At 48.6% G+C, this 22,222-nt stretch carries 19 protein-coding genes and 1 tRNA gene; 2 read left to right on the top strand and 18 right to left on the bottom strand.

Annotated features, from left to right (window positions below; all coding sequences use genetic code 11):
• Positions 1-101 precede the first annotated feature (101 nt).
• Complete coding sequence (locus tag ACFSUC_RS03930; RefSeq protein WP_379928189.1) at positions 102-761, bottom strand: hypothetical protein; 660 nt, start codon at positions 759-761, stop codon at positions 102-104.
• Positions 762-909: 148 nt separating this feature from the next.
• On the bottom strand, positions 910-1,452 hold the full coding sequence (locus ACFSUC_RS03935; RefSeq protein WP_379928190.1) for a hypothetical protein: 543 nt from the start codon (positions 1,450-1,452) through the stop codon (positions 910-912).
• 343 nt (positions 1,453-1,795) lie between these two features.
• On the opposite strand from ACFSUC_RS03935, the gene ACFSUC_RS03940 reads away from it, so the two are divergent.
• Positions 1,796-1,960 (top strand): hypothetical protein, encoded by a 165-nt coding sequence (locus ACFSUC_RS03940; RefSeq protein WP_379928191.1) that lies wholly within the window; start codon positions 1,796-1,798, stop codon positions 1,958-1,960.
• Positions 1,961-2,630: 670 nt separating this feature from the next.
• Here ACFSUC_RS03940 and ACFSUC_RS03945 read toward each other — a convergent pair.
• The 10 genes from ACFSUC_RS03945 to ACFSUC_RS03990 form a co-directional block, all read right to left on the bottom strand.
• Positions 2,631-2,713 (bottom strand) — tRNA-Leu (locus tag ACFSUC_RS03945).
• 72 nt (positions 2,714-2,785) lie between these two features.
• Entirely contained in the window at positions 2,786-3,913 is a 1,128-nt protein-coding gene (locus tag ACFSUC_RS03950) for a GGDEF domain-containing protein (protein WP_379928192.1), read from the bottom strand.
• Between the two features lie 184 nt (positions 3,914-4,097).
• A complete protein-coding gene (locus ACFSUC_RS03955; RefSeq protein ID WP_379928193.1) occupies positions 4,098-5,276 on the bottom strand; it encodes a sugar ABC transporter permease in 1,179 nt (392 codons plus the stop codon).
• Positions 5,273-6,796: a xylose ABC transporter ATP-binding protein gene (locus tag ACFSUC_RS03960; protein ID WP_379928194.1), complete on the bottom strand. Its 1,524-nt coding sequence runs from the start codon at positions 6,794-6,796 to the stop codon at positions 5,273-5,275. Before ACFSUC_RS03960 ends, ACFSUC_RS03955 begins: the two co-directional genes overlap by 4 nt.
• Before the next feature lie 125 nt (positions 6,797-6,921).
• A complete protein-coding gene (xylF, locus tag ACFSUC_RS03965) occupies positions 6,922-8,001 on the bottom strand; it encodes a D-xylose ABC transporter substrate-binding protein (protein WP_379928195.1) in 1,080 nt (359 codons plus the stop codon).
• Between the two features lie 122 nt (positions 8,002-8,123).
• Entirely contained in the window at positions 8,124-9,896 is a 1,773-nt protein-coding gene (locus ACFSUC_RS03970; protein ID WP_379928196.1) for a methyl-accepting chemotaxis protein, read from the bottom strand.
• A 160-nt stretch (positions 9,897-10,056) separates the two neighbouring features.
• Positions 10,057-11,625: a response regulator transcription factor gene (locus tag ACFSUC_RS03975; protein ID WP_379928197.1), complete on the bottom strand. Its 1,569-nt coding sequence runs from the start codon at positions 11,623-11,625 to the stop codon at positions 10,057-10,059.
• A complete protein-coding gene (locus ACFSUC_RS03980) occupies positions 11,597-13,081 on the bottom strand; it encodes a sensor histidine kinase (protein ID WP_379928198.1) in 1,485 nt (494 codons plus the stop codon). Before ACFSUC_RS03980 ends, ACFSUC_RS03975 begins: the two co-directional genes overlap by 29 nt.
• Positions 13,081-14,049, bottom strand: coding sequence for a sugar ABC transporter substrate-binding protein (locus tag ACFSUC_RS03985; protein WP_379928199.1), 969 nt, complete (start codon positions 14,047-14,049; stop codon positions 13,081-13,083). The genes ACFSUC_RS03980 and ACFSUC_RS03985 overlap by 1 nt, the downstream gene beginning before the upstream one ends.
• 174 nt (positions 14,050-14,223) lie before the next feature.
• Entirely contained in the window at positions 14,224-15,591 is a 1,368-nt protein-coding gene (locus ACFSUC_RS03990; protein WP_379928200.1) for an EAL domain-containing protein, read from the bottom strand.
• Between the two features lie 243 nt (positions 15,592-15,834).
• Between ACFSUC_RS03990 and ACFSUC_RS03995 the strand changes: the two genes are divergently transcribed.
• Positions 15,835-16,134: a DUF5665 domain-containing protein gene (locus ACFSUC_RS03995; RefSeq protein WP_379928212.1), complete on the top strand. Its 300-nt coding sequence runs from the start codon at positions 15,835-15,837 to the stop codon at positions 16,132-16,134.
• A 61-nt stretch (positions 16,135-16,195) separates the two neighbouring features.
• Here the strand turns inward: ACFSUC_RS03995 and msrA are convergent, their stop codons facing one another.
• From msrA to fabZ, 6 genes are all read right to left on the bottom strand, one after another.
• Positions 16,196-16,714 (bottom strand): peptide-methionine (S)-S-oxide reductase MsrA, encoded by a 519-nt coding sequence (gene msrA, locus ACFSUC_RS04000; RefSeq protein WP_379928213.1) that lies wholly within the window; start codon positions 16,712-16,714, stop codon positions 16,196-16,198.
• A gap of 207 nt (positions 16,715-16,921) precedes the next feature.
• A complete protein-coding gene (locus tag ACFSUC_RS04005; RefSeq protein ID WP_379928214.1) occupies positions 16,922-18,193 on the bottom strand; it encodes a DegT/DnrJ/EryC1/StrS family aminotransferase in 1,272 nt (423 codons plus the stop codon).
• Between the two features lie 2 nt (positions 18,194-18,195).
• Positions 18,196-19,335 carry a 2-deoxy-scyllo-inosose synthase gene (locus ACFSUC_RS04010; protein WP_379928201.1) on the bottom strand — a complete coding sequence of 380 codons (1,140 nt, stop codon included), beginning with the start codon at positions 19,333-19,335 and terminating at the stop codon, positions 18,196-18,198.
• Positions 19,329-20,282: a hypothetical protein gene (locus tag ACFSUC_RS04015; protein WP_379928202.1), complete on the bottom strand. Its 954-nt coding sequence runs from the start codon at positions 20,280-20,282 to the stop codon at positions 19,329-19,331. Before ACFSUC_RS04015 ends, ACFSUC_RS04010 begins: the two co-directional genes overlap by 7 nt.
• Before the next feature lie 48 nt (positions 20,283-20,330).
• Positions 20,331-21,650 carry a glycosyltransferase gene (locus ACFSUC_RS04020; RefSeq protein ID WP_379928203.1) on the bottom strand — a complete coding sequence of 440 codons (1,320 nt, stop codon included), beginning with the start codon at positions 21,648-21,650 and terminating at the stop codon, positions 20,331-20,333.
• The gene (gene fabZ, locus ACFSUC_RS04025; protein WP_379928204.1) at positions 21,651-22,154 is read right to left on the bottom strand and encodes a 3-hydroxyacyl-ACP dehydratase FabZ; all 504 of its coding nucleotides are present in this window, start codon (positions 22,152-22,154) and stop codon (positions 21,651-21,653) included.
• Positions 22,155-22,222: the final 68 nt, after the last annotated feature.

Raw genomic sequence — 22,222 nt, forward strand, 5'->3', positions numbered from 1 at the left:
TCCTTCTCCAGCTATCCGTTTTCTATCCAGAGCGTATTGGTCAGCATTTACCCTGAATCATCAGGTCAATCTCCCTTATGGGAGATTCCTTATAAATGAGTTTACACAAAATTATTGACAGACCCTAATTGATCATTCACGTATTTTTCTAACTGGGAGGAAATTTTTGCTTGGAGTTGGAAATATTCTTCCACTTGTTCTTCTTTTGTGACATATGAAATTTTGACAAATATTTGATCATATATATTTTTCATATCCTGCTCAATCAGATTTTTATTCATTACAAAGCCTCTGGCTAAGCTTGTGCCATAGGGTTCTTCTCCTGGTTGTAAACTTGTAGATTGATCGAACATAGCAGTCGACATAAATACATTGCTGGTATTTAATTTATCAAACATTTTAGGATGTAGAGAAAATGAAAGGGTTATATGCTTCATCTCTATTTTCGGTTTATTTATGAATACTTCATATACAATTCGATCTGCATCTTCTTCTTCTCTTAATTCTGCAGTTGCAGTTATTTCATATACGTTTGGCATTTCTGAAGTGAACCCATCCACTTTCATTTTGTCTTGGATATCTTTTTCTTCAGACTGATATATTTCGTCTTGATCTTTATTTTGTTCAGGTTGATTTACATCCGCTTCACTACTTTGAGTATTATGTCCCTTATGAGAAGAGTTTTCTGTACTGCTACATCCCATGACGACAATCAGAATAGTAAAGGTCATTAAGATAATATTTAATTGTTTTTGATTCATAGGTGGTTCTCAACTCCTTAGTAAAGATCAATACAAGTACACATAAGTAATGCCATTTCATTTGCTTTCCTTGCTTGGTTTTCGCTTGTACGGCATACCCAGTGGTTCTAGGGGAGGCTCTTGGAAAAATCTTGTTTAAACTCTGCTTTTACAATTCCGTTATCTTCTCAAGAGTGGTAACTATTCTTTTCACCCAACTTATTTTAGAATAATTGCTATTCAGTGAATGAATCTCCTGTAGAAACTCCATTGTTTTTTTCACGATTTCAACTTTAAATTCCGTATAAGAAATGATAACCTTTTGCCAATCTCCATATTCAAAATCTTGCAAAGGTTTCGTTTCTAATAGCCCTCCGTGCTTTTCTTCAACTATCACATGGCTTGCTTCGAGTTCATTCCAATTGATCCGTTTTAATTCAATCCAAGAATTGTGAGATTCAGTGTCGTTGATATATACGATACCAGACTGTGATAATAAATAGACTGCTTCAGTTAGTTGTTCAAACCATGTGGACAGTAGATATAATCCTTGTAATCCCTTGGGAGGAATGATATCAGGATATATTCCATAATCTTTTTCATTAAAATATAATTCCATATATCCGGATACAATTCCCTCTTTTTCAAGTTCAATCAAATCCATGCTTGCGATCTCAGGTTCCATTGTTAATAAGTAACGTATTCTAAACATCGAATCACTTCCTACAGTAACTGACATCAAATACATGATTTCCATATGCTGAAGATAAATTACCGTTGTTATCCACAAAGATTTTATTGTTTCATCCAAGTATTATGTGAGAATGATCCATTCATTCTATTTTTGAGCGCATTATCATATGCATCTTCAACCAGGAAACATTTTCTAATGTCCTGTAGGATCAGTATAACCCAATGGATTATTCTCTACATAAGTATACATATTGAGAGACAATGGATTACTAATGGAACCTTCATAGCTATCTTAGGCTATAAAGCTCTCGCTTTCAGACAAAGAAGCACTACCCATAAAATAGCACTTCTTTACGGCTTTTGTGGCAGCAGAAGTATATTTTTTACCTATTTCGATGGAAAAAGAATATGCATTTGGATTTGATCTTCCTTTTGATTTAGGAGGGACTGCTGTTATATATTCTACTTATGAAGGAGCACCAAACGCTCAAGAATGGATGAATATGTTAACAGGTAAAGGATGGTGATCATATATGAATAATATCACTTTGCTAGGTATACTTGGTCTAGCAATAGGAATGTTACAAATTATTTTCCCCGATACTATTTTTAAATTCAAACTAACTGGAATTAAGAATCCTGATGCTATAAAGCAGGGTGGATATATAACGGTTATTGTATGTATATGTGTAATTTCTTTTAGTGTTTTTCTCTAAGTAATTGATTTGTAAAGAACAATGGAGTTGAACCACAAGTGAATTATTTTCCCTATGGTTTAGCTCCATTCTTTAAACTAATGGCTCTATGATTACTGATCAAAAAAACTGTATCTCCAAAAGTTAGCAGTATCCAACAACTGGGGTACAGTTCATTTTCACCTAATTTATTCTGGGATAATGGCTATTTAGTGAATGAACCTCGTGTAAAAATTCCATTTTTTTCACGATTACAAATTCAAACTCCGTATAAGAAATGATAATCTATGCCAGTCTCCATATTCAAAATCTTGCAAAGGTTTCGTTTCCAAAAGCCCTCCGCGCTTCTCTTCAACGATCACATGACTTACTTCGAGTTCATTTCATTAACCCATTCAACCCAACGTACAGCTGTTCGTTTACTATTCAACAATCCATCAACAAAATGAATAAAAATAAAAAAGGGCTTTAGCCATTTTAGCTAAAACCCTTTAATCTGATATGCGGTCGAGAGGACTCGAACCTCCACGGGAAAATCCCACTGCCGCCTGAAGACAGCGCGTCTGCCAGTTCCGCCACGACCGCGTATGTTGTTGTGCTCGTCTGAGCTACGAAGATTATTATATGACGGATTATCACAAAAGTAAAGGGTAAAATTTAACTTGTTTTTTCTGAGATAAAATGTTCCGTCACAATGCGGTTTTTTCCGCTTCGCTTCGCCTCATACAACAGGTCATCTGTGCGGACAAACCACTGGTCCTTCGACTCTGTTGCATCCCGATCAGACAGTCCTCCACTGACCGTAATGGACCTTCCCTCCAGCTCCTCATACGTCAGCTGCTCTAGCGTCTGCCTGATCTCCTCCAGTAGGATACGGCTCTGCTCCAGCGTCTTCCCTGTGAAGATGATTGCGAACTCCTCTCCGCCGTAACGAGACACGACATCATCCTGTGTCGTTCCCTCCTCGAGCACCTTCGCCACATGCTTCAGCACCGTGTCCCCGACCTTGTGACCGTACGTATCATTCACCTTCTTGAAATTGTCGATATCGAGAATACAGAGCTGCAGTGGCAACGGATACGAATCACTCTGCTCGATCAGGTTCTCCATATACTCATGGAAGGTCTTGTGATTATACAAGCCCGTTAGCGCATCGGTCTTCGTCAGCTTGTCCAGGATAATACTGCGAACCATCAAATCCTGCTCTGTTTTCTTCGAATCCTCCAGCAGCTTCCACATCTCGATGCCTCTGGCAATCACACCAAAGCCGATCAACGCGATCCCACTGAGCATAAGCAGGCTGACGACGAACTCATAGGGCGTGACATTGCCATTTGCCGGAGTAAAGAAAATATACTTGATAATAAAGTATGAAATATTCACAATCGCACTGTACAGCAGGTGGGCCTTGTTAAAATACAAGATGCTGGTGATAATCGGCAGAGCCAGGATGACCTGTCCCCCATGAATATCCCCGGACATAAAGGAAAAAATCGTATACGAAACCAGCGTGCCCAAGATCAGGATGCCAAGCTCACTGCCAACCGGCTTCACGCGCACGAGCAACTGCGCCGAGATCGTCAGGATCAGTACGAGCAGATCCGGAATCAGCATATGGTAGATCAGATAATTCTGAAGTTCAAATTCTGCTCGATCCAGCTGGACGGACAAGATTAAGACCGTAACCTGTCCAATCACATAGAAGAACAGCACGAGCCAAAAACAGGAGATGACAATCTCATTCCAGCGTTTTAAGTTTTGTTTGCGAAACGTATCAAAGTCCATGTACTCACCCGATGTTTTCAAATTTAGCCGTATAGATTACATATTCTCCATCTGAGACCATTTCCCTTTAATGCACATGCATTATGAGGGGGGACTGAAGCGCCATCCGCTGTCTGCAATCAAAAAAGATGGTCCGGCAGAGCGCGCTGCACAAACCATCTTTTCCTATGTCCATCCCATCCGGTCAGGCTTGTTTTGATTTTCTGCGACTGTAAATATCGATCCAGACCGCTACAACCAGAATGCTGCCTTTTACAATTTGCTGCCAGAAGGACTCAATATTCATAATACTCATCCCGTTATCCAGGCTTGCCATCACCAGTGCTCCGATGATCGCACCAGAAATCGTTCCAACACCACCCATGAGACTGGTGCCCCCGATTACACAGGCCGCGATCGCATCGAGCTCATACATCTCCCCGGCACCCGAGGTCGCCGCGTTCAGACGCGCGGTATACACCAGACCCGCAATGGCCGCCAGCGTATTCCCAAGGACGAATACGAGCAGGATACGGCGCTTGATGTTGATACCTGACAATCGTGCCGCGTCCGCATTTCCACCCAGCGCATAGACGTGCCGGCCGAAAATCGTATTCTTCGCAATAAATGTGAAGATAATGGCCAGAATAATAACGAGGATAAATGGAACCGGAATGCCTTTGTAATCATTCATCAGGTAAACAAATCCACCAATGAAAATCCCGAAGAACGCCAGCTTCCCGAACAAAATCAGATAAGGCGCCACATCAAAACCATATTTGACGCGTGACTGCCTGCGGCGAATTTGCAAAAAGACGAGAATGACAAAGGCTGCAATCGCCAGCAGATAACCGATATTCTTGTCTACATAAGATTGTCCCATAAATCTCAGATCTTCAGAAAGCGGCGCAATCGTCACACTGTCTGTGATCCCCAGCAAGATCCCCCGGAAGATCAGCATGCCGCCCAAGGTGACGATAAAGGCGGGTACGGCCTGATAGGCGACCACCCAACCTTGAAACAGACCAATTAGGGCGCCTGCGGCCAGTGTGGCAATAATGACGGGAATCGTATCCCAATCATACCAGACGTTCAATATGGCTGCGATGCCGCCCGTCAGTCCCATCAGTGATCCGACCGACAGGTCAATCTGCCCGGCTACAATAATCAGCACCATGCCAATTGCCAGAATTGCCGTAACCGACATTTGCAGAAACAAGTTGGACAAGTTGCGTGTCGTTAAAAAAGCATCGCTCATCATGGCAAAATAAATCCAGATAAACACAAGCGCCGCAATCATCGTGTAGGCCCGAATATCAATTTTGAACCACGTCAGCTTGCGCTGCTTATGATCATTTACGACGACAGGTTGATTTCCACTCATCGTTTTTTCCCTCCCGTTGCAGCTGTCATAATCTTTTCTTGGGTCGCTTCTTCAGCCTGGAATTCTCCGGCATATCTTCCTTCAGACAATACCAGTACACGATGGCTCATGCCGAGCACCTCCGGCAGTTCTGAGGAAACCATGATCACCGCTACCCCCTGCTGCACAAGCTGATTCATAATGTTATAAATTTCGAATTTGGCCCCGACGTCAATCCCCCGTGTCGGCTCATCCAGAATGAGGATTCGGGGTTGGGTCATCAGCCATTTCCCGAGCACCACCTTCTGCTGGTTGCCTCCGCTGAGCGTCCCGACAATCGTCTCGGATGAAGGGGCTTTGATTTTCAAGGACTGAATATATTCGTCTCCGCTCGCAACTTCCTGATTATTGTCAATCACACTCAAGTTCGAGATATTCTGCAAACTAGACAGCGTAACATTTTTCTTGATATCCATGCCAAGCACCAGTCCGAATTTCTTGCGATCCTCAGACACATAGGCCAATCCAGCCTGAATCGCCTGATGGGTCGTACGAATCGTAACCGGCTTGCCGTTAATGAACACCGAGCCGCTCGCCTTGCCTTCATAAGCGCCAAACAGACTCATGACCAGTTCGGTTCGTCCAGCACCCATCAGACCGGCTATGCCCAGAATCTCACCTTCCCTCAAGTCAAAGGAAACATCCTCAATGACGTTTACGCCCGGCTTATCCTTGTGATGAACGGTATAGTTCTTCACAGAGAGCACGACTTCCCCAGGCTGTGAGGTCACCTTCGGAAACCGCTCCTTCATTTCGCGTCCAACCATGAGCGCAATCACGTCATCCTCATTCAACTCTGCGGTCGGCCTGGAGGCCACCGTCTGACCATCCCTTAGCACGGTCACCGTATCCGCAATTGAGAACACTTCATTTAGCTTGTGAGAAATATAGATACAGGAAACGCCGCGGCTTCTGAGCTCTCTTAGAATGCCCAATAAGATTTCTACCTCTTGCTCTGTCAAGGCAGCGGTCGGCTCATCCAAGATCAGAATCTTGGCATGCTTGGACAACGCCTTGGCAATTTCAATCTGCTGCTGCTTGCCGATTCCGAGCAAGCCTGCCTGCGAATCTGGACTTACGTCCTTCAGTCCTACCTCTTTCAGCCACTTCTCACTTTCCTTGAACACGCGATCCCAGTGCACCACCCCAAAGGTTGCAGGCTCCTTGCCCAGAAACAGATTCTCGGCAACGGACAGATCCTTTACAATCGCCAGCTCCTGATAAATAATCGCGATACCCGCTTCTTCCGCATCCTTGATATGCTGAAACTGCTTCTCTTTTCCATCAATGATAATCTGACCTTCGTACGTGCCAGCCGGGTACAGACCGCTGAGCACTTTCATCAGCGTGGATTTGCCTGCGCCGTTTTCCCCGCACAAGGCATGAATCTCCCCCTGCTTGACCGAGAAGGTCACCTGATCGAGCGCCTTCACCCCGGGAAACTCCTTGACAATCCCGCGCATCTCCAATGCGTTTGCCATGTTCTCACTCCCTTTCTCTACTTTGCTTGTGTACAGATGGCTCAAAGGCAAGGGAAGGGAACAGTGTCAAGAACAAGCTCCTGCACACTTCCCTTGAATCCGTTCAGATCTCAGATCGTTCAGACTTATTTTGCGTTCTTGTAGACGTCTTCCTTGGAATGGAACCCATCGGCAATGATCGTGTCATCGATGTTTTCCTTTGTTACCGCAATCGGATCAAGCAGGATAGATGGCACATCAATTTTTCCATTGTTGACCGTTTGATCGGTGCTGACGCTTTCTCCTTTGGCGATCATGACAGACACCTCAGCAATTTTCTCAGCCAGATTTTTGATCGGCTTGTAAACGGTCATCGTTTGCGTGCCTTCTACAATCCGCTGTGCGGCAGCCAGCTCTGCATCCTGTCCGGATACCGGAATCTCTCCGGCAAGTCCCTGGGATTGAAGCGCCTGAATGACTCCGCCTGCTGTTCCATCATTTGCTGCGACGACTGCTGTAATATCATTATTGTTGGCCGTCAGGGCATTTTCCATGTTCGCCAGGGCGTTGGCTGGATTCCATTCCTTCGTCCACTGATCATAGACGACTTCAATCTGCCCGCCATCAATGAGCGGCTGAAGGACATTAAAGGCTCCCTTTTTGAACAAGTGGGCGTTATTGTCGGTATCCGCTCCGCCGATGTATACATATTTTCCTTCTGGCGCCAGCTTTGTAATCGCTTCTGCCTGCATTTCACCTACACGCTCATTGTCAAAGGATACATATAAGTCCACATCGGAGTTCTTGATCAAACGGTCATAAGAGACGACCTTGATGTTCGCGGAATGGGCTTTTTCGACGATGGTAGCAGCAGCCTCTGCATTATGGGGAACGACAACCAGCACGTCGACTCCTTGGCTAATCAGATTCTCAGCCTGTGAAATTTGCAGGGCATCGTCACCATTGGCTGACTGGACCTTCACTTCTCCGCCCAGATTCTCTACAGCTGCGACAAACAAGTCACGATCCTTCTTCCAACGCTCTTCCTCCAGCGTATCCATGGAGAAGCCCACCACGATCTTGTCATCCTTCTTGTCACCGCTCGCCTCGTTGCCTCCAGCATTTCCGCTATTGTTGGCTGTGTTCCCGTTGTTGCATGCAGCCAGTGCAAAAGTCAGAACCAGCATGAGCATCATCAGTGTGCTTTTCTTCATCCATTTTTTCATCAATCGTTACGCCCCTTTTCGTTTTGGTTTTGCTTACAAACCAAGTCTATCATGGTATGAAACGCTTTCACGCCGCAAGGTTCTATACTATTTTGCAATCATCTTCACTTTTTTAACCGCTTTCATGATTTGCCGGATTGTGTCGCAAATTGTCCAACCCGCTCCTTCAACTGGTAAAACTGCTGCACCAGCTCACTGGACAACTGCTGAATGTGATGCGTATTTGCTTGCTGTTCTTGCGCGGAAGCGGAAATCTCCTCACTGGACGCGGACTGCTCATTCGACAAATGATGAATATGCTGAATCGTTTGCAGCATCGATGCAGCAGCCTCCTGGATATCCAGCACACCGCTCTGGGTCTGTTCTCCCAGTTCCACGACCTGCTGGTTCGCATGCTCCAGTTGATCAAACGTAACTCGAAGCGTACCCATTTGACGACTGCCTTCTTCAATTGTCGCCTCATTTGCATTAAATTCAAGCTCCAGCTGATTCATATCCTGCTTCATCTGAGCCAACAGCTCTACAATTCGCTTGGAGGAATGGCCGGCCTGCTGCGACAGCTTGCGGATCTCATGGGCGACAACTTCAAACCCTTTTCCGTGTTCCCCGGCTCGTTTCGCTTCGATACTTGCATTCAGAGATAGCAGATTTGTCTGCTGGGACACCTGCTGGATCATGCGATTGACGTCATCGATGTCCGTCAATACATTCAGAAAGTGCCGGAAGCTCTGCTGTACATCCGTGTGCTGCTGTTCAATCCGCTTCATCTGCTCCAGTACCTCCTGGATTTGCCCGTTCCCCTGTCGGCTGAGGCGATTGGACTCCCCTGCTATTCCACACGTTTCCCGGGCGTGCAGGGCTACCTCATCAAGCTTGTCTGAATACGACTGCATCACAGAACGTGAAACCACCGTTCGCTCCAGCATATGCTCGGCCTTCTCACTCAAATGAATAATCGCCGCTGCAATCTGCTCACTCGCGGAACTCAACTCCTGACAATTGCCCTCAATCCGATTCGCCGATTCGGACGCATCATCCGTCGTTTGGCGAACATGGACGACCATATGCTCGATCGTGCCCAGCACCTGATTTAGCAAATGACCCATCCGTTCAATCTCATCACCTGTGCGGATGTCAATTCTTCGTGTCAGATCGCCACGCGCCTCACTCAAATCAGCCAGCACATGGTTAATCTTGCGGATAGGGCGAAGCACCGAGAGTATTGTCCATATGGCCAGCAACGCTGAAGCGATCACCACAACCCCCATCACGACCATGATCGTCGTCATTCCCTGTCTCGCCTGCTCTTCGTTCTCCACCGATACACGGGCTGCCTCTTGCTCATTCAAAGTAATGAGTCGGTTCAGCAGATCTTGCATATCCGCGACAAAACGCTTGGCCGTCGTATCGAAAACGAGTCTCGCACCCGACACATTTCCTTGCTGCACCAGCTCCATCATATTGTTATGATTGACGCCGAACGCCTCAAAGTCCATTTGAAACGTCTGGGCCAGCTTCTTGCCTTCCTCCAGTTGCGAAGCAGCCACATACCCTTCTACGATCTGCTGCAATTCCTGACTCTTCACTTCCGTAACATCGGCATACTGCGCATCCTGAGTATCCAGATAGTCTCTCTCTGCTTCCATAAAGGCGGCAAAAGCCAGCTTCAACTGATAAGCCTTCATGACACTCGGCATCCATTCGTCGGTAATTTCCTGCGTATTCTCATTTCCCTGCTGCAGCAAGTACAGAGAAAAACCGCCTGTCAGCATCAAAAACAGACAGAGCACGCCGAACCCCATACTCAGTTTGGCTGCAAGTGATCTCGACCCTCTTCTTTTTCTAAACTGGCTCCATATTCCTTCCTCTGCCTGTTTCTGCTTTGTCTTCAACATGGATTTGCCCCCTTCACATGTTTGTAAGCCCTTACAATGATGGTTCTCCGAGCTTACCATATCGTAGACAGAAAAAAAGACAGAAAAGACTATCTGATTTTGTCATTTCCTATCTTTTTTTGCGATTGCCAGGCAGACTGGCTTGGACTGAACGTCACGATCAGGCCCGTATCGCTTTGCGATATTCAGTTGGGGACAAGCCGCATACCTTCTTGAACACTCTGCTGAAATAGTTCGGATCATGGTATCCAATGTCGAACGCGATCTGCTTTAGACTAATTTCCGGGTCCTGCATAAGCTGTTTTGCCTTCTCGATGCGACAATCGGTCAAGTAGTCAATATAGTTCATTTTACATTGTTCCTTGAAAATTTTGCTCACATAGAACGGACTGAGCTGAACGTGTTCTCCGATCATTTCCAGTGAAATATCCTCATGGGCATGCTTGCGAATGAACGCCTTCATCCGATACACGACATCCGGCGACAATTCCTGCTTGATGGCCTGATATTCCTGGAGCATTCGCTGCATGATCGCCATGGCCTCCTTCTTGAGCTGATGCATGTCCGCACTCTGGAAAGATAAATACGGCTTGGAAATCGTAGCCCCGGCTTCCTCCGTCATGCGCCAGATCAGCAAGAGCAAATCCAGCACATGCTGCTGGGTTTCCAGCATCGAGCTTTCACCCTGCTGATGCACGTGTTCCATCCATTGCGCAAACAACTGATGCACCCGTTCGAGCTCCCCTTTTCGGGCCTCATCCAGCATTTCTTTCTCCAGTCTCATATCTGCAGCCGCTGCATGTGCCTGCTTGCGCTCCACGGCATCCTCATAATAGTAGATCTGATAGGCGCGCTGTACATTGGAAAGCGCGAGCAAGGACTCATGGTACGCCTGGCTCAGCTCTGTGAAATGGGTGCGAGGCAAGCTCACCCCCGCTACCAGTTCAGCGGGAAGCTTCCCTCGAATCCGGTCGAAAAATGCCTTCAGGCGATACGCTGTATGAGCCCGTCCACTCGTTGCGGACGAATTGAAGATAATCACCGGAATTTGCAGGCCGGAGATTGGGCCCACCCAGAAATCGGAAAAGGCCTGCAACTGCTGCTTGAGCGTGACATACCATTCGACGCGTACATCGCGGTTCAATTGCTGTTCCAGCGCAGGACGCAGCATCAGACTGATGACCATCATCTGCTGTCCGGCTTCGATTCCTTTCAGCGCCAGCAATTCCTGCAACTGCACCTCATGCACATGGTCAAACAGCAATTGCGTGACCAGATCGGTCTCCAGCATCGGCAGCAACGTATCCAGCGCATGCTGCTGATGCTCCAGCGACTGCTTGTGGGCCCGCTCGGCCCTGATACCGTCCACCACCCGCTGTACCGTTTCCAGGATGACGGACGACTTGCTGGGCTTGAGCATATAATCTGTCACCCCCAGTCGCAGCGCCTGCCGGGCATACTCAAACATATCGTAGGCAGACACCATGATGAATTTCACCTCTTCATCCTCTTCCCGTATGCGCCTGACTGCTTCCAGTCCATCCATCGCCGGCATGCGAATATCCATCAGGATCAAGTCCGGCTTCCATGTCAGGGCCATTTCCACCGCTTCCTTGCCGTTCTTCGCCTGGCCGATGATCTCAATATCTGTCATATGACTGCTCAAAATCTTCTCCAGTGCAACGCGTTCAATCTGTTCATCATCCGCGATTAGAATGCGAATCATCATACCTGCTCCCCCCTTTATATTCAAGTTTCTTTGGCAGCCTGAGCTGGACGATGGTCCCTTTGCCCTGCTCACTGTGAATGGCGATAATATCTTCCTGCTGGTAATGAAGACGCAGCCGCTTGATCACATTGGCTGTCCCAATGCCCGTACTTGTCGATGCCTGACGAATCGGCACCTGCTCCCCGCTCACGATCTGATCGATCTGTTCCTCACTCATGCCAATGCCCGTATCTTCAATCTCAATGAGAGCCGTCTCACCTGCATCACGTACGCGAATATAGAGAGAACCGCCCTCTTCCAGCGGCTCAATGGCATGCACGAAGGCATTTTCCACAAATGGCTGAATGGTCAAGGCCGGGACCGTGATATCCAGACAGGCAGGATCGATGTCCAGCTCATAATGAATCCGATCCATGAAACGCGCTTTCTGAATGAGCAAATATTCCTGCAAGCCCTCTATTTCCTTGCGAATCGTCACAGGTCGATCCAGCTGCCGCAGGTTGTAGCGCAGCAAGGTAGACACCGAACTGATCAGCTCGCTGGTTTCTTCCGCCCCTTCCAAATAAGCTTTTTTGGATAGCGTGTTGAGTGTATTGAAGAGAAAATGCGGATTGATCTGGCTCTGCAGCGATTTGATTTCACTTTCCCTCAGCAGCAGCTTGTGTTCCTGCAACTCCCGCTCCACCTTCGCCGTCTTCTCCAGTTCCTGAATAGAATGACGAATGCTGATACGCATTTGATTAAACGTATGCGCCAGGAAAGAGAATTCATCATTGGTTCTCACCCGAACCGGCTCCATCAAATGCCCCTTCGCCATTCGTTTCGCGGCATATGTGAGCTTGTTGATCGGTCTCGTAATGCTCATCGAGAAGGAATAGGAGAAGAGCAGCAGCATAATAGATGCGACCACGAGAATCCAGAAGCCCAGCTGCTTAAGCTGCTTACTCTGACTCATCATTTCCCGGTAAAAGGTTTCATACGTTTCCAGATCCTGATTCACCAGTGACAGCGTCATTTCTGACACGTACTTGGAAATGTTCGATGCTTCCACAAAATGTGTCATAACCGCATCATCCTGATTGGAGCTGATGGAACGAATGACCAGATCCATCTCCTCGAGCTGACTTTCAATCATGCCCTCGTAGTGGCGAATCATCGTATAATTGTCTGAATTTGAGATCTGATACAACCGCTTTTGCTTCATACGCAGTTCTTCCTTGAACCAGGCATGATCAAGCGCGCGCTGATGGTTCTCATTCAGGATGAATTCATTGAGTGTGGTCAGAGACTGATTGCTCAAGCTGGCGGTTTCCTTTAAAAACAGATACCGATTCAGAATGTCATGGTATTTCTCAATCGTGTGTTCATTATGATAACTCAGAAACATCCACGTCCCTGCCATGAAGATCCATATCGTAAAGGAGAGGAAAATGATTTTTTTCTGTATGGCATTCATCACAGATCCTCTCCCGTCATCAGCTCAAAGGGTGTATACATGCTCTTCTTTAGCGGCAAACGTTCCCCCTTGATCCATTGCAGCATCGCCGCCAGGCTGGTTTTGCCCATTTGCTCCGGTTCATGACGAATCGTGGCTTTGACCACGCCATGCTCCATCAGGCGCAGTGTTTCCTGCGAGTCCTCAAACGCATAGATGGAAAAACTGCGCAGGTCGAATCGCCGCTGCAATTCTTTTGCAATCTCTTGCGCCGTATTGTCTTCCATGGCAATAAATACACGGCAATCCGGATGCTCATTCAGCACCTGCTTAACGGCCTCTTCGATCGAGGAGTTTTTGGCCTGCTGCTCTGACGAGTCAATGACCCGCAGCTCGGGATATTCAGAAAAGGCAATCTTCAATCCGATCAGATGCTGCTGCTCGGCGGTCTCATCCAGTTCTGTCCGAATGACCGCTACCTTCGTCCTCGGATTGACCGTTCGAAGCATATAAGCCCCCATCTCTTTGCCTGCTGCATAATGGTTGCTGCCAATATATGTTTTGCGAAGCTTGCTGTCTGAATCAGCCGCGATCGTCATCACCGGAATGCCGTGCATCAGGGCTTTGTTAATAATTTCATCAAAGGCTTCCGTTTCCTTGCCATAGACGATCATGCCATCTACCTTTGCAGCAATGGCCATATCCATTTGCTTCAGAAATTCCGCTGCATTTTTCCGGTACCCGCCCCAGAACGCCACCTCTGCAATAGCCGGGTCCACCTCTTCCTGCACGCCATGCTGGATTCGTTTCCAGAAATCCGTCCCCAGTTCATCAGAAATGTAAGCAATCCGATATGGATCATGGGCAGGCTCTACCTCGTGAGACTGAATATTCGGCTGCTCGTACAGCACCTTCACCACCCAACCGACACAGAGGCAGAGGACGAGACCTGAAATGACAATTAAAGCGTTTACAATTTTCGTGTTCATCTGCTTGTTCGCCCCCGTATTCGCCTGTACAGCACTGTCTGCTGATGCTGTGTCTCCATTATCCGTGAAAATTCGCCGCATGGCAATGTCTGAAACCGTCCCGGCAAAGCCTGCTCTCTCCCGTCAACCTCCGGAAAAGAAAGCCAACTCTGCCTGACGTTCCCTCTCTTCCCCTTACATGCCTTTGCGATAATCGTCCGATTCCATATCCAGAAAAACAAAATGATGCTCGTCCAGCGGAAAGCAAAACGTCTGAATCGCCGTCATTCCCTCCAGGTCCATATAAGGCGCTGAGAAAAGCCCCTGCTTCGTATTCTTCATCCGGATCACAGAAGGAATAAAATAAGGTCTCCAGCTCCAGTTTGCTCCAATTACATGCGTGTCCCTGTGCCAATGATCCCCCTGATCTCTCTGCTCCGGCTGATCCCCTTGGTTCTGCTGATTCTGATGGTTCTGTTGTTCCACTTTGTGCTGTTGATCCACCTTGTTCTGTTGATCCACCTTGTTTTGCTGGTTTTGCCGTACATAATTCGCCGTCAACTGCTCACCGTCCTCCCGGCAAACATAGGCCCGAAGCACTTCCCTTGGCAGTGAGGGCGTCATCCGGGCAAGCCAGGCATCTACATCACGTTGCTCTGAATCAGACGCTTGCTTCCATCGCTCCAAATGGGCATACACGACACTGGTCAACTGAACCTCTATCCGTCTCTCCCGGCTCATCTGCCGTTCCCAAAACCGCTGGGTGTCTGCCCGGTAGGACGCTATCTGCTGACCAATCTCGTCCGCATACGTTGGAGGTGCTTCAAATTGCGGCTTGGCCTGTGAAAACAGAAAGCCCTGGACATATCTGGCTCCGTGACTTAATGCCTGACGCAAATCCGACTCATTCTCCACGCCTTCAACGAGCAGCGATGCGCCGAGTTGAGACGCCACAATAGAAAAAGACCGAAGCAAAGCACCATAGCCGCGATGAACCGCACTTCTCTTTAATATTTTCAGATCAATCTTTATAATATCCGGTTGCAGACAAGCGATCCGGTCAAAATAGCTGAAACCGCTGCCCACATCATCAATGGCAATGAGACAGCCATATGCCCGATACATCCGTACCATCTCGGTCAACTCCGCCATTTCTCCTTCAAATGCATGCTCTGTAATCTCGATCACGATTCGCTCTCCTGCAAGTCCTGTCCGCTTCAGCATCTCAATCGTCGGATAAGTGCGCCCTTCCTTCCACCGCCTGTAGATCCAGGACGGCCTCATATTCAGAAACAATCGGGTGTCCGTGTCCTTATATTGGGCGAACTGTCCAATCGCCTGTTCTCGCAAATATCGGTCCAGCCGGATCTGATCGTCTTCATTCGCGCCAGATGGGTGAAAGAAAGGACCTAACGATTGAATATGTCCATTTTGTTTCCATCTTCCTAACATTTCATATCCTGCAATCTGTTTCGTTTGCAGGGAAATAATCGGTTGAAAATATGGAAAAATGTCCGCTTGTTGCGGAATGCTTGTTGTATTCACCGATATGCCCTCTCTCATGTTGATCCTCCACATCATGCAATTATGTCATAAAATCTCACATGTATATGTCTTTAAGATTAGGAGATCTTCATCCAGAAGTCAACCGAGCTGCTGCAATCCCGTTCAACGATCGTCTCAACTAAACGGTTGTCTCAGCTAAACGATTGTTTCATTCGTACCTGAATGCGATTAAGATAGAGATAGAAGGAAGGAACGTTCGTGGCATACCATTTGAATAGGGAGGTGACCGCCGTGAAACCGATGCCGCCCAAGAAAGATCAGAACAAGCCGGATGAACAGAGACTGGAAGAACAGTTGAACCGATTCGAGGAAATCATGCTCCAGTCCCGACTTCGTGATATTGCCTATCACTTCAACAGCAAAAAAGAAGTGGTCAAAGTCAATCTCATTGCAGGTGTAGCCCGAGGGGTTGGCTTGACACTGGGGACGTCGATTGTCCTGGCGCTTTTATTCTTCATCCTTAGCAAAATTGTCTCTCTTCCGATTGTAGGCGAATACATAGCCGACCTGATGGATTATGTGGAAGGATACAGACAATAGATGTGAAAAAGGACCTGAATCCATTTACTTGGGATCAGGTCCTTTTGTATAGGGTCTCTCACTACTCCGACCAGTGCTGCTGCAGAAAAGTATCCCGTCCGGACTGAGCCCGGTCTTCCTTGTAGTGCGCGGGATTTTTCTTGTAATAGTGCTGATGGCTTTCTTCCGCAGGATAGAAGGCAGTAGCGGCACGAATGGGGGTTACGACAGGCTTGCTAAATCGTCCGCTTGCTGCCAGTTCAGCCCGGGACTGCTCAGCCAGCCTCCGCTGCTCTTCATCATGATAAAAAATCATGGCCCGATAAGAGGGACCCCGATCCTGGAACTGTCCTTCATCATCGGTTGGATCAACCTGAGCCCAGTACAGTTCCAGCAGCTTTTCATAAGAAAAGAGAGCGGGATCATACGTAATTTGCACGGCTTCCACGTGCCCGCTGTCTCCAGCTTTCACCTGCTCATAGGTCGGATCATCCAGATGACCGCCTGTATAACCGGATACGACCTGAATGATGCCGGGCAGTTCGTCAAAAGGGGTAACCATACACCAAAAACAGCCGCCTGCAAAGGTCGCAAGCTTCAAGGACCCGACCAAATGATCCTTCTCCTCCGCTGGTTGAGCAGCTGGAGACGCCATCGATGAAGGGGTTGAATGTGAATGTGAATACGTCATGATGATCAGAACTCCTTTGTCTTCGATTTCACACGTGGCTTCATTCTATTACAGAATGAATACCTCCATCAACTTTCATCAACTTTCACTAACCTTCATCAACTTCCCTTCCCTATCCTAGGACAGCTGTTGCCTGAAAGCGGTGATGATCCGCTCGATCGCATCCGAAGAGGCCAGCAATATGGAATGGTGTAACACGATGGATTGACTCATGGCGCTTTCCGCCACAGGAAAATGCAGACCTCTCCACTCGGCTTCCGTCTGAGCCACTTCAGCATGATACCTCGCATTCTTCCATGGACAGAACAGCGGACTTTGGTGGACAGCCGGATAAGGCGGATGCAGATGAAAATCACCCATGCCCAACTGCTGTTGCAGCCTGCCACACATCAGTTCTACTGCCCGGTCGCCAAAACGTGACCGAAAAAAATCACCAAACTGCTGAAAGTCCAGACGCACGACATATCCATAGTAAGTTTGCTCGTCAATCTGTGTATAGCGCTTCATCGGCAGCAGACCCGGAATGGCTTCAAACGCTTCATCCAGTCGCTTCGCATTTCGAGCCCGGATTGTATTCTGTTCCTGCAGCCGATCGAGCTGCTCCAGTAATATGGCGGCATGAAATTCGGACAGGCAACGGTTTTGCCCTTGCATCAGACCACTCGCCACCAGCTGCATATCCCCGTAGGAAAGCTTCTCGCCTGCGATCAACTCGCGTGAATCGGCCCGCAGCTGCTCCATCCGATCAAACAACGTCTGATCTTTAGTAATGACCGCTCCGCCTTCCCCAGCCGTCAGAACTTTTCCTTGCTGCATACTGAAAGCACCCGCATGTCCGATCGTTCCGGCCCGCCGACCATTCCAGACGGAGCCATGCGTTTGCGCGCAATCCTCGATCACCAGCAAGTCATGCGCCCTGGCAATGTCCATGATGGCATCCATATTCACCATGCATCCATAAAGGTGAACTGGAATGATCGCCTTCGTTCTTGGCGTAATGGCTGCTCTCACCTGCTCTGGGTCCAGGCAATACGTATCCGGTTCCACATCGACCAGAACCACTTTGGCATTGACCTGCAAAACCGCGGTCGCCGTGGCTACCCAAGTAAGAGCGGGAACGATAACTTCATCCCCGGCCCCTACCCCAAGCCCTTCCAGAGCCAGAATGAGTGCATTCGTTCCAGAGGTAGTAGGGGTGCAGAAAGGGACATCATGAAAGGCGGCGAACGCTTTTGCAAACTGCTGCTCCTTGCTGTCCGTTCCGGTCCAGTAGCCACTGAGCGTCCACCTTTTCGATGCCAGCACCTGACGAAGCTGCTCCATGGTTTCTTCTCCAAATTGCGGCCAATCCGGCCAGTCATATCCTTCACGCGACATTTTGGTGTCCATGGTCACGTGCTCATCCCCCTAATCGCCATTCCTTTTTGCAGACCCGTCTGGGCAAGAATGGCTTCTTCCACCTTCTCATTCGGGATCGGCGTCATCCATGAACCGTCTTGCTGATGCATCCGGCCAAGCCCATTCAATAATATGAAGCCCGTCTTGCCCGGCTCCTGCTTGCGGTAGCCCCGCTTGTTGTCCCGGCCGTAATATCTGGACAGCTCACGCAGCCACCCGGCTTCGGGAACGACCTGAACGTTAATCTGCCTGAGCAACTGGTGATGCATCTCGACCTCATCCTTCGTCAACAAGCCAAGGTCCTGTCCGATATGGGCAGCGCACTGCATGCCAAAGGCAATGCTGTCCCCATGTGTAAGAGCGCCTCCAGCAGCCAGCTCCAGGGCATGTCCGATCGTATGACCGTATTCCAGCACCAGGGCCTCATTCTTCTCATATGGATCTTGTCGCATAACAGACATCTTGGCCTCGATGCAAAATTCAATGCACACCAACAGTTCTTCCATCGTATACTGATTGTCTGGCCGCAAAATGCCTGTGAAACGATCAATCTCCTCCGGGCAGATGGCCAGCAAATTTTTGACAAGTTCGCATTGGCCTGAACGAACCTCTCGCTCTGGCAGTGACAGCAAAAACGGCAAATGCACACAGACCAGCTTGGGTGCATAATACATGCCGATCAGATTTTTCCCATGACTCAGATTGACCGCCTGCTTGAGAGACAGAACCGAATCAGAAGCCGCCATCATGGTGGTTGGAATATGCACCAGCGGCAATCCCCGAAACAGCAAGCCGGCTACCATGCCCGCAATGTTGCCGACAATTCCACCCCCAAGTGCGACGATGACCGTTCTGCGGTCTGCACCGAGTTCAATCACATTTTCAGCAAGTTGCTGAACGGTCGTGAGATTCTTGTCTTTCTCCCCGCAAGCAAAGGTCAGCACTTCTACCTCGCCTGCTGCCTGCAGCGCTGATCTCGCCTGCTCTACAATTAAGCCCGGTACGCCATTGTCGGTAATGAGCATATATCGATCTGTCTCCAGCTTCTCCAGCCATTGAACCCCTTGCTCCAATCCATTTTCCGCTGCAATAAAGTCATATTGATAAGAACCGAATGTGATCGTTCTTAACACCGTTCTCCCCCCCTTAGATAAGTGCTTGCCTGGCTTAAAATGGCAGACTCCCATTCCAGTAGCAACACCAGTTCTTCTTCGAGCTGCTGCATCCCCTCATCAGTCGCTCCCCGATACAGCTTCTTCGGAATGCCATTTACCAGTTCCATCCATCTTCCTCCCCATTCCTTGAGCTGCTGTGCATAACGATCTCCCAGATGCGTAGCCAGAAAATCAGCAAATTCCGTTCGACTTTTCACAATCAGCATCTGATGCCCCATCAGGCGGTATACGTACTCATACATCCGATCGACAGAAAGACCTGTGAAGGTATGCTTCACCGCTTGCAACCATTGCCTGGACTGATCCAGATTATACGGGAGATCATAGCTGTTGATCGTGTCCAGATACAAGGTGAACAGATCCGATTCCGCTAGACGTGTCCTGGTCAGCTCCCCGTCATGCAGCTGCACGACCGGACATGGGGTAAAGCCGCCCAGCCGCTCGTTGAATGGCGTGCAAATCATGCGGTGCACCTGCTCGCTCGTTGCCTTGTAACATTGACTGTGATACATATCGAACATTTCAAATGTGTGGTCGTCCAGCTGTCTGGTAATCAGCTGAAAGTTCCAGTTGTCACTGTCAAATGGCACGGGATCAAGTACAGAATGGCGAAGATTGATCGCAATAGGCACAATATCGCCCCTGGACAACCGGCCTCGAATCACCTGCTCGGCCTGCTGCACATCCTGCAGGTCTGGGAATATCAGTTCCGCCCCGATATATCGGAGAAAGGATTCAATGACCAACTGCGGATTCGGAATTACCAGCCAATGGTTCCAGCGATCAAGTTGAAAATAGCCCGGCTGCAACGCCACCTGTTCAAACGAAAAGGAAAGCTGGTGATTGTGCACCAGATCGTTGTATACACCGGCCAGCACACAATTATAGGCACCCTGTATCTTCACATCATGCCTCCTCTTTCATGGATCTCTTGTCACGAATGACGTTCACGTTCATAGGACGCTCTTTCCATCATGGTTGCTCTTTATGTGAGCGTTATTGTGCGGTATGCCCGATTGTTCATTTGGCTCCACCCTTTTTTCGCTGCCGAGCTTTTCCACGAGATGAACGAACCGTTCTTGCTGTTCGTAGGCAGTCAGCTCATTCCGGATCGAGCGGGAGCGTTCAGAAAGCCCGGCTTTTCTCTCGTCCAGCACGGTTTGAACCAGCTCCAGTACTGCACCTGGTCGCAGGTCCTGCTCGGTTCCGATCCGCCCAAGTCCTGCCCGCTCCAGGCAGTGGCTGTTGTATGCCCGCTCAAACAAATCGGGAAAGGAAAGGCTTGTAACCTCGTATTTGGCCGCTGCCACCATCATGCTGTGTGTGCCGGGAAAAATCGCCAGATCGGACAGCTCCATCGCGGTGTCACCGGGTACAAATCGTTCAAAGCGAATCCGGTCCGTAGCGACTTCCGGCTGAAAGCCCTGCATCTGTTCATTAAAGGGACCGAGTCCAAAGATGACCCGTGATCCGCTCCTGCGCAAATCTTCATACAAGACCTGAAAAGCTTCTCTCGAATTAATGCCGATCGGTAACGAGGACAAATAAATAAAAACAAGCGGTACGTTCTCTATCAGACTCTGTTCCTTCCATTGCAACAGCCAGGAGGGTCTGTCTTGAAACCTCGCCTTCGGCACCAACTGCCCGACCATATGCACATCAGGCTGGGCAGCGGGCAGCTCTTGCTCCAGGATGCCGGAGGTTGGAGAGATCAGAAGCTGAGAACGTCCGTATATCAGCTCAGAGGTATGGTTGATGGCAGGCTGCCCATAACGTTTCAACACCCGGTTCCACCCTTGCCGAATCCGCTTCAGAACGATATTGCGCTGAGGCAGTTCCTGTTCCACATGACGATGAAAATCAGGATGCATCGGCCAGTACACCATGGAAGCAAGCGGAATCTCCTCTGCTTGAGCGGCAATAGAAATGGTGAACTGCAGATCGGAGACGATGCAATCCGGCTTGAACGTCCGAATCACTTCCCGCTCCCGTTCCACCGTTTCCACCAGATGATCGTCTGAAAGATGCCCATTGGCATACAAGACATCCTCGTACGTATGAAATCCAAAAAACGGACTGTCCTCAGCCAAATAGTCGCGCTTGGGCACGGAGGCAAAAAACTGCACCCCTTCCGGTATCCAGTTCTGATAGGAAGCTGGTCCCAGAAAGGCAAGCTCATGGCCCCGCTCCTTCAGCTTCCCAGCGGCTGCAGTACACCGCACAGCGTGTCCCATCGTTTCTGACCAGTTGCTGACCACCAGTAATATGTTCATTCAGTCTTCTCCTTTGGAACGAAAAATGATCAACTCCTGAATAGAGGCGACCGTTTTCCCCCGTACACTCGCTTCTCCCTTTCCTTTCAGATAGGGCCCCCTTGCCTGGATCACTTCAAAATACAACTCAAGTTGATGCCCTGGTACAACAGGTTGCATAAACTTGATTTCCTTGATGGAAGCAATCATGCCGATCTGTCCTTTACCTGCATGGGGATCGTCTTCTGCAAAAACAAACGCGCCAAGCTGGGCGATCGCTTCCGTAATCAGTACCCCCGGCATGACGGGCTTGTCGGGAAAATGTCCCTGAAAAAACCACTCATTGTGGGTGACGTTCTTCAAGCCTTTCACCCATTTTCCGGATTGTCTGGCGGTAATGCGATCGACCATGACGAACGGATACCGATGGGGAAGGACACTCAGCACGTCCAGTTCCTCCATCCCTTCCTCTTCTGGGGGCTGTGAAGCTGCCCGCTCCAATTCTTCCTGATGAAGATGACTCATTTCCCGTTCCCCTCTCTCATCTTTCATCTCTCATCTTTCATCTCTCATGTTTCATCTTTCATCTCTCA

It is taken from the genome of Marinicrinis sediminis (assembly GCF_042685085.1).
In the GTDB taxonomy this organism is placed as follows: domain Bacteria; phylum Bacillota; class Bacilli; order Paenibacillales; family KCTC-33676; genus Marinicrinis; species Marinicrinis sediminis.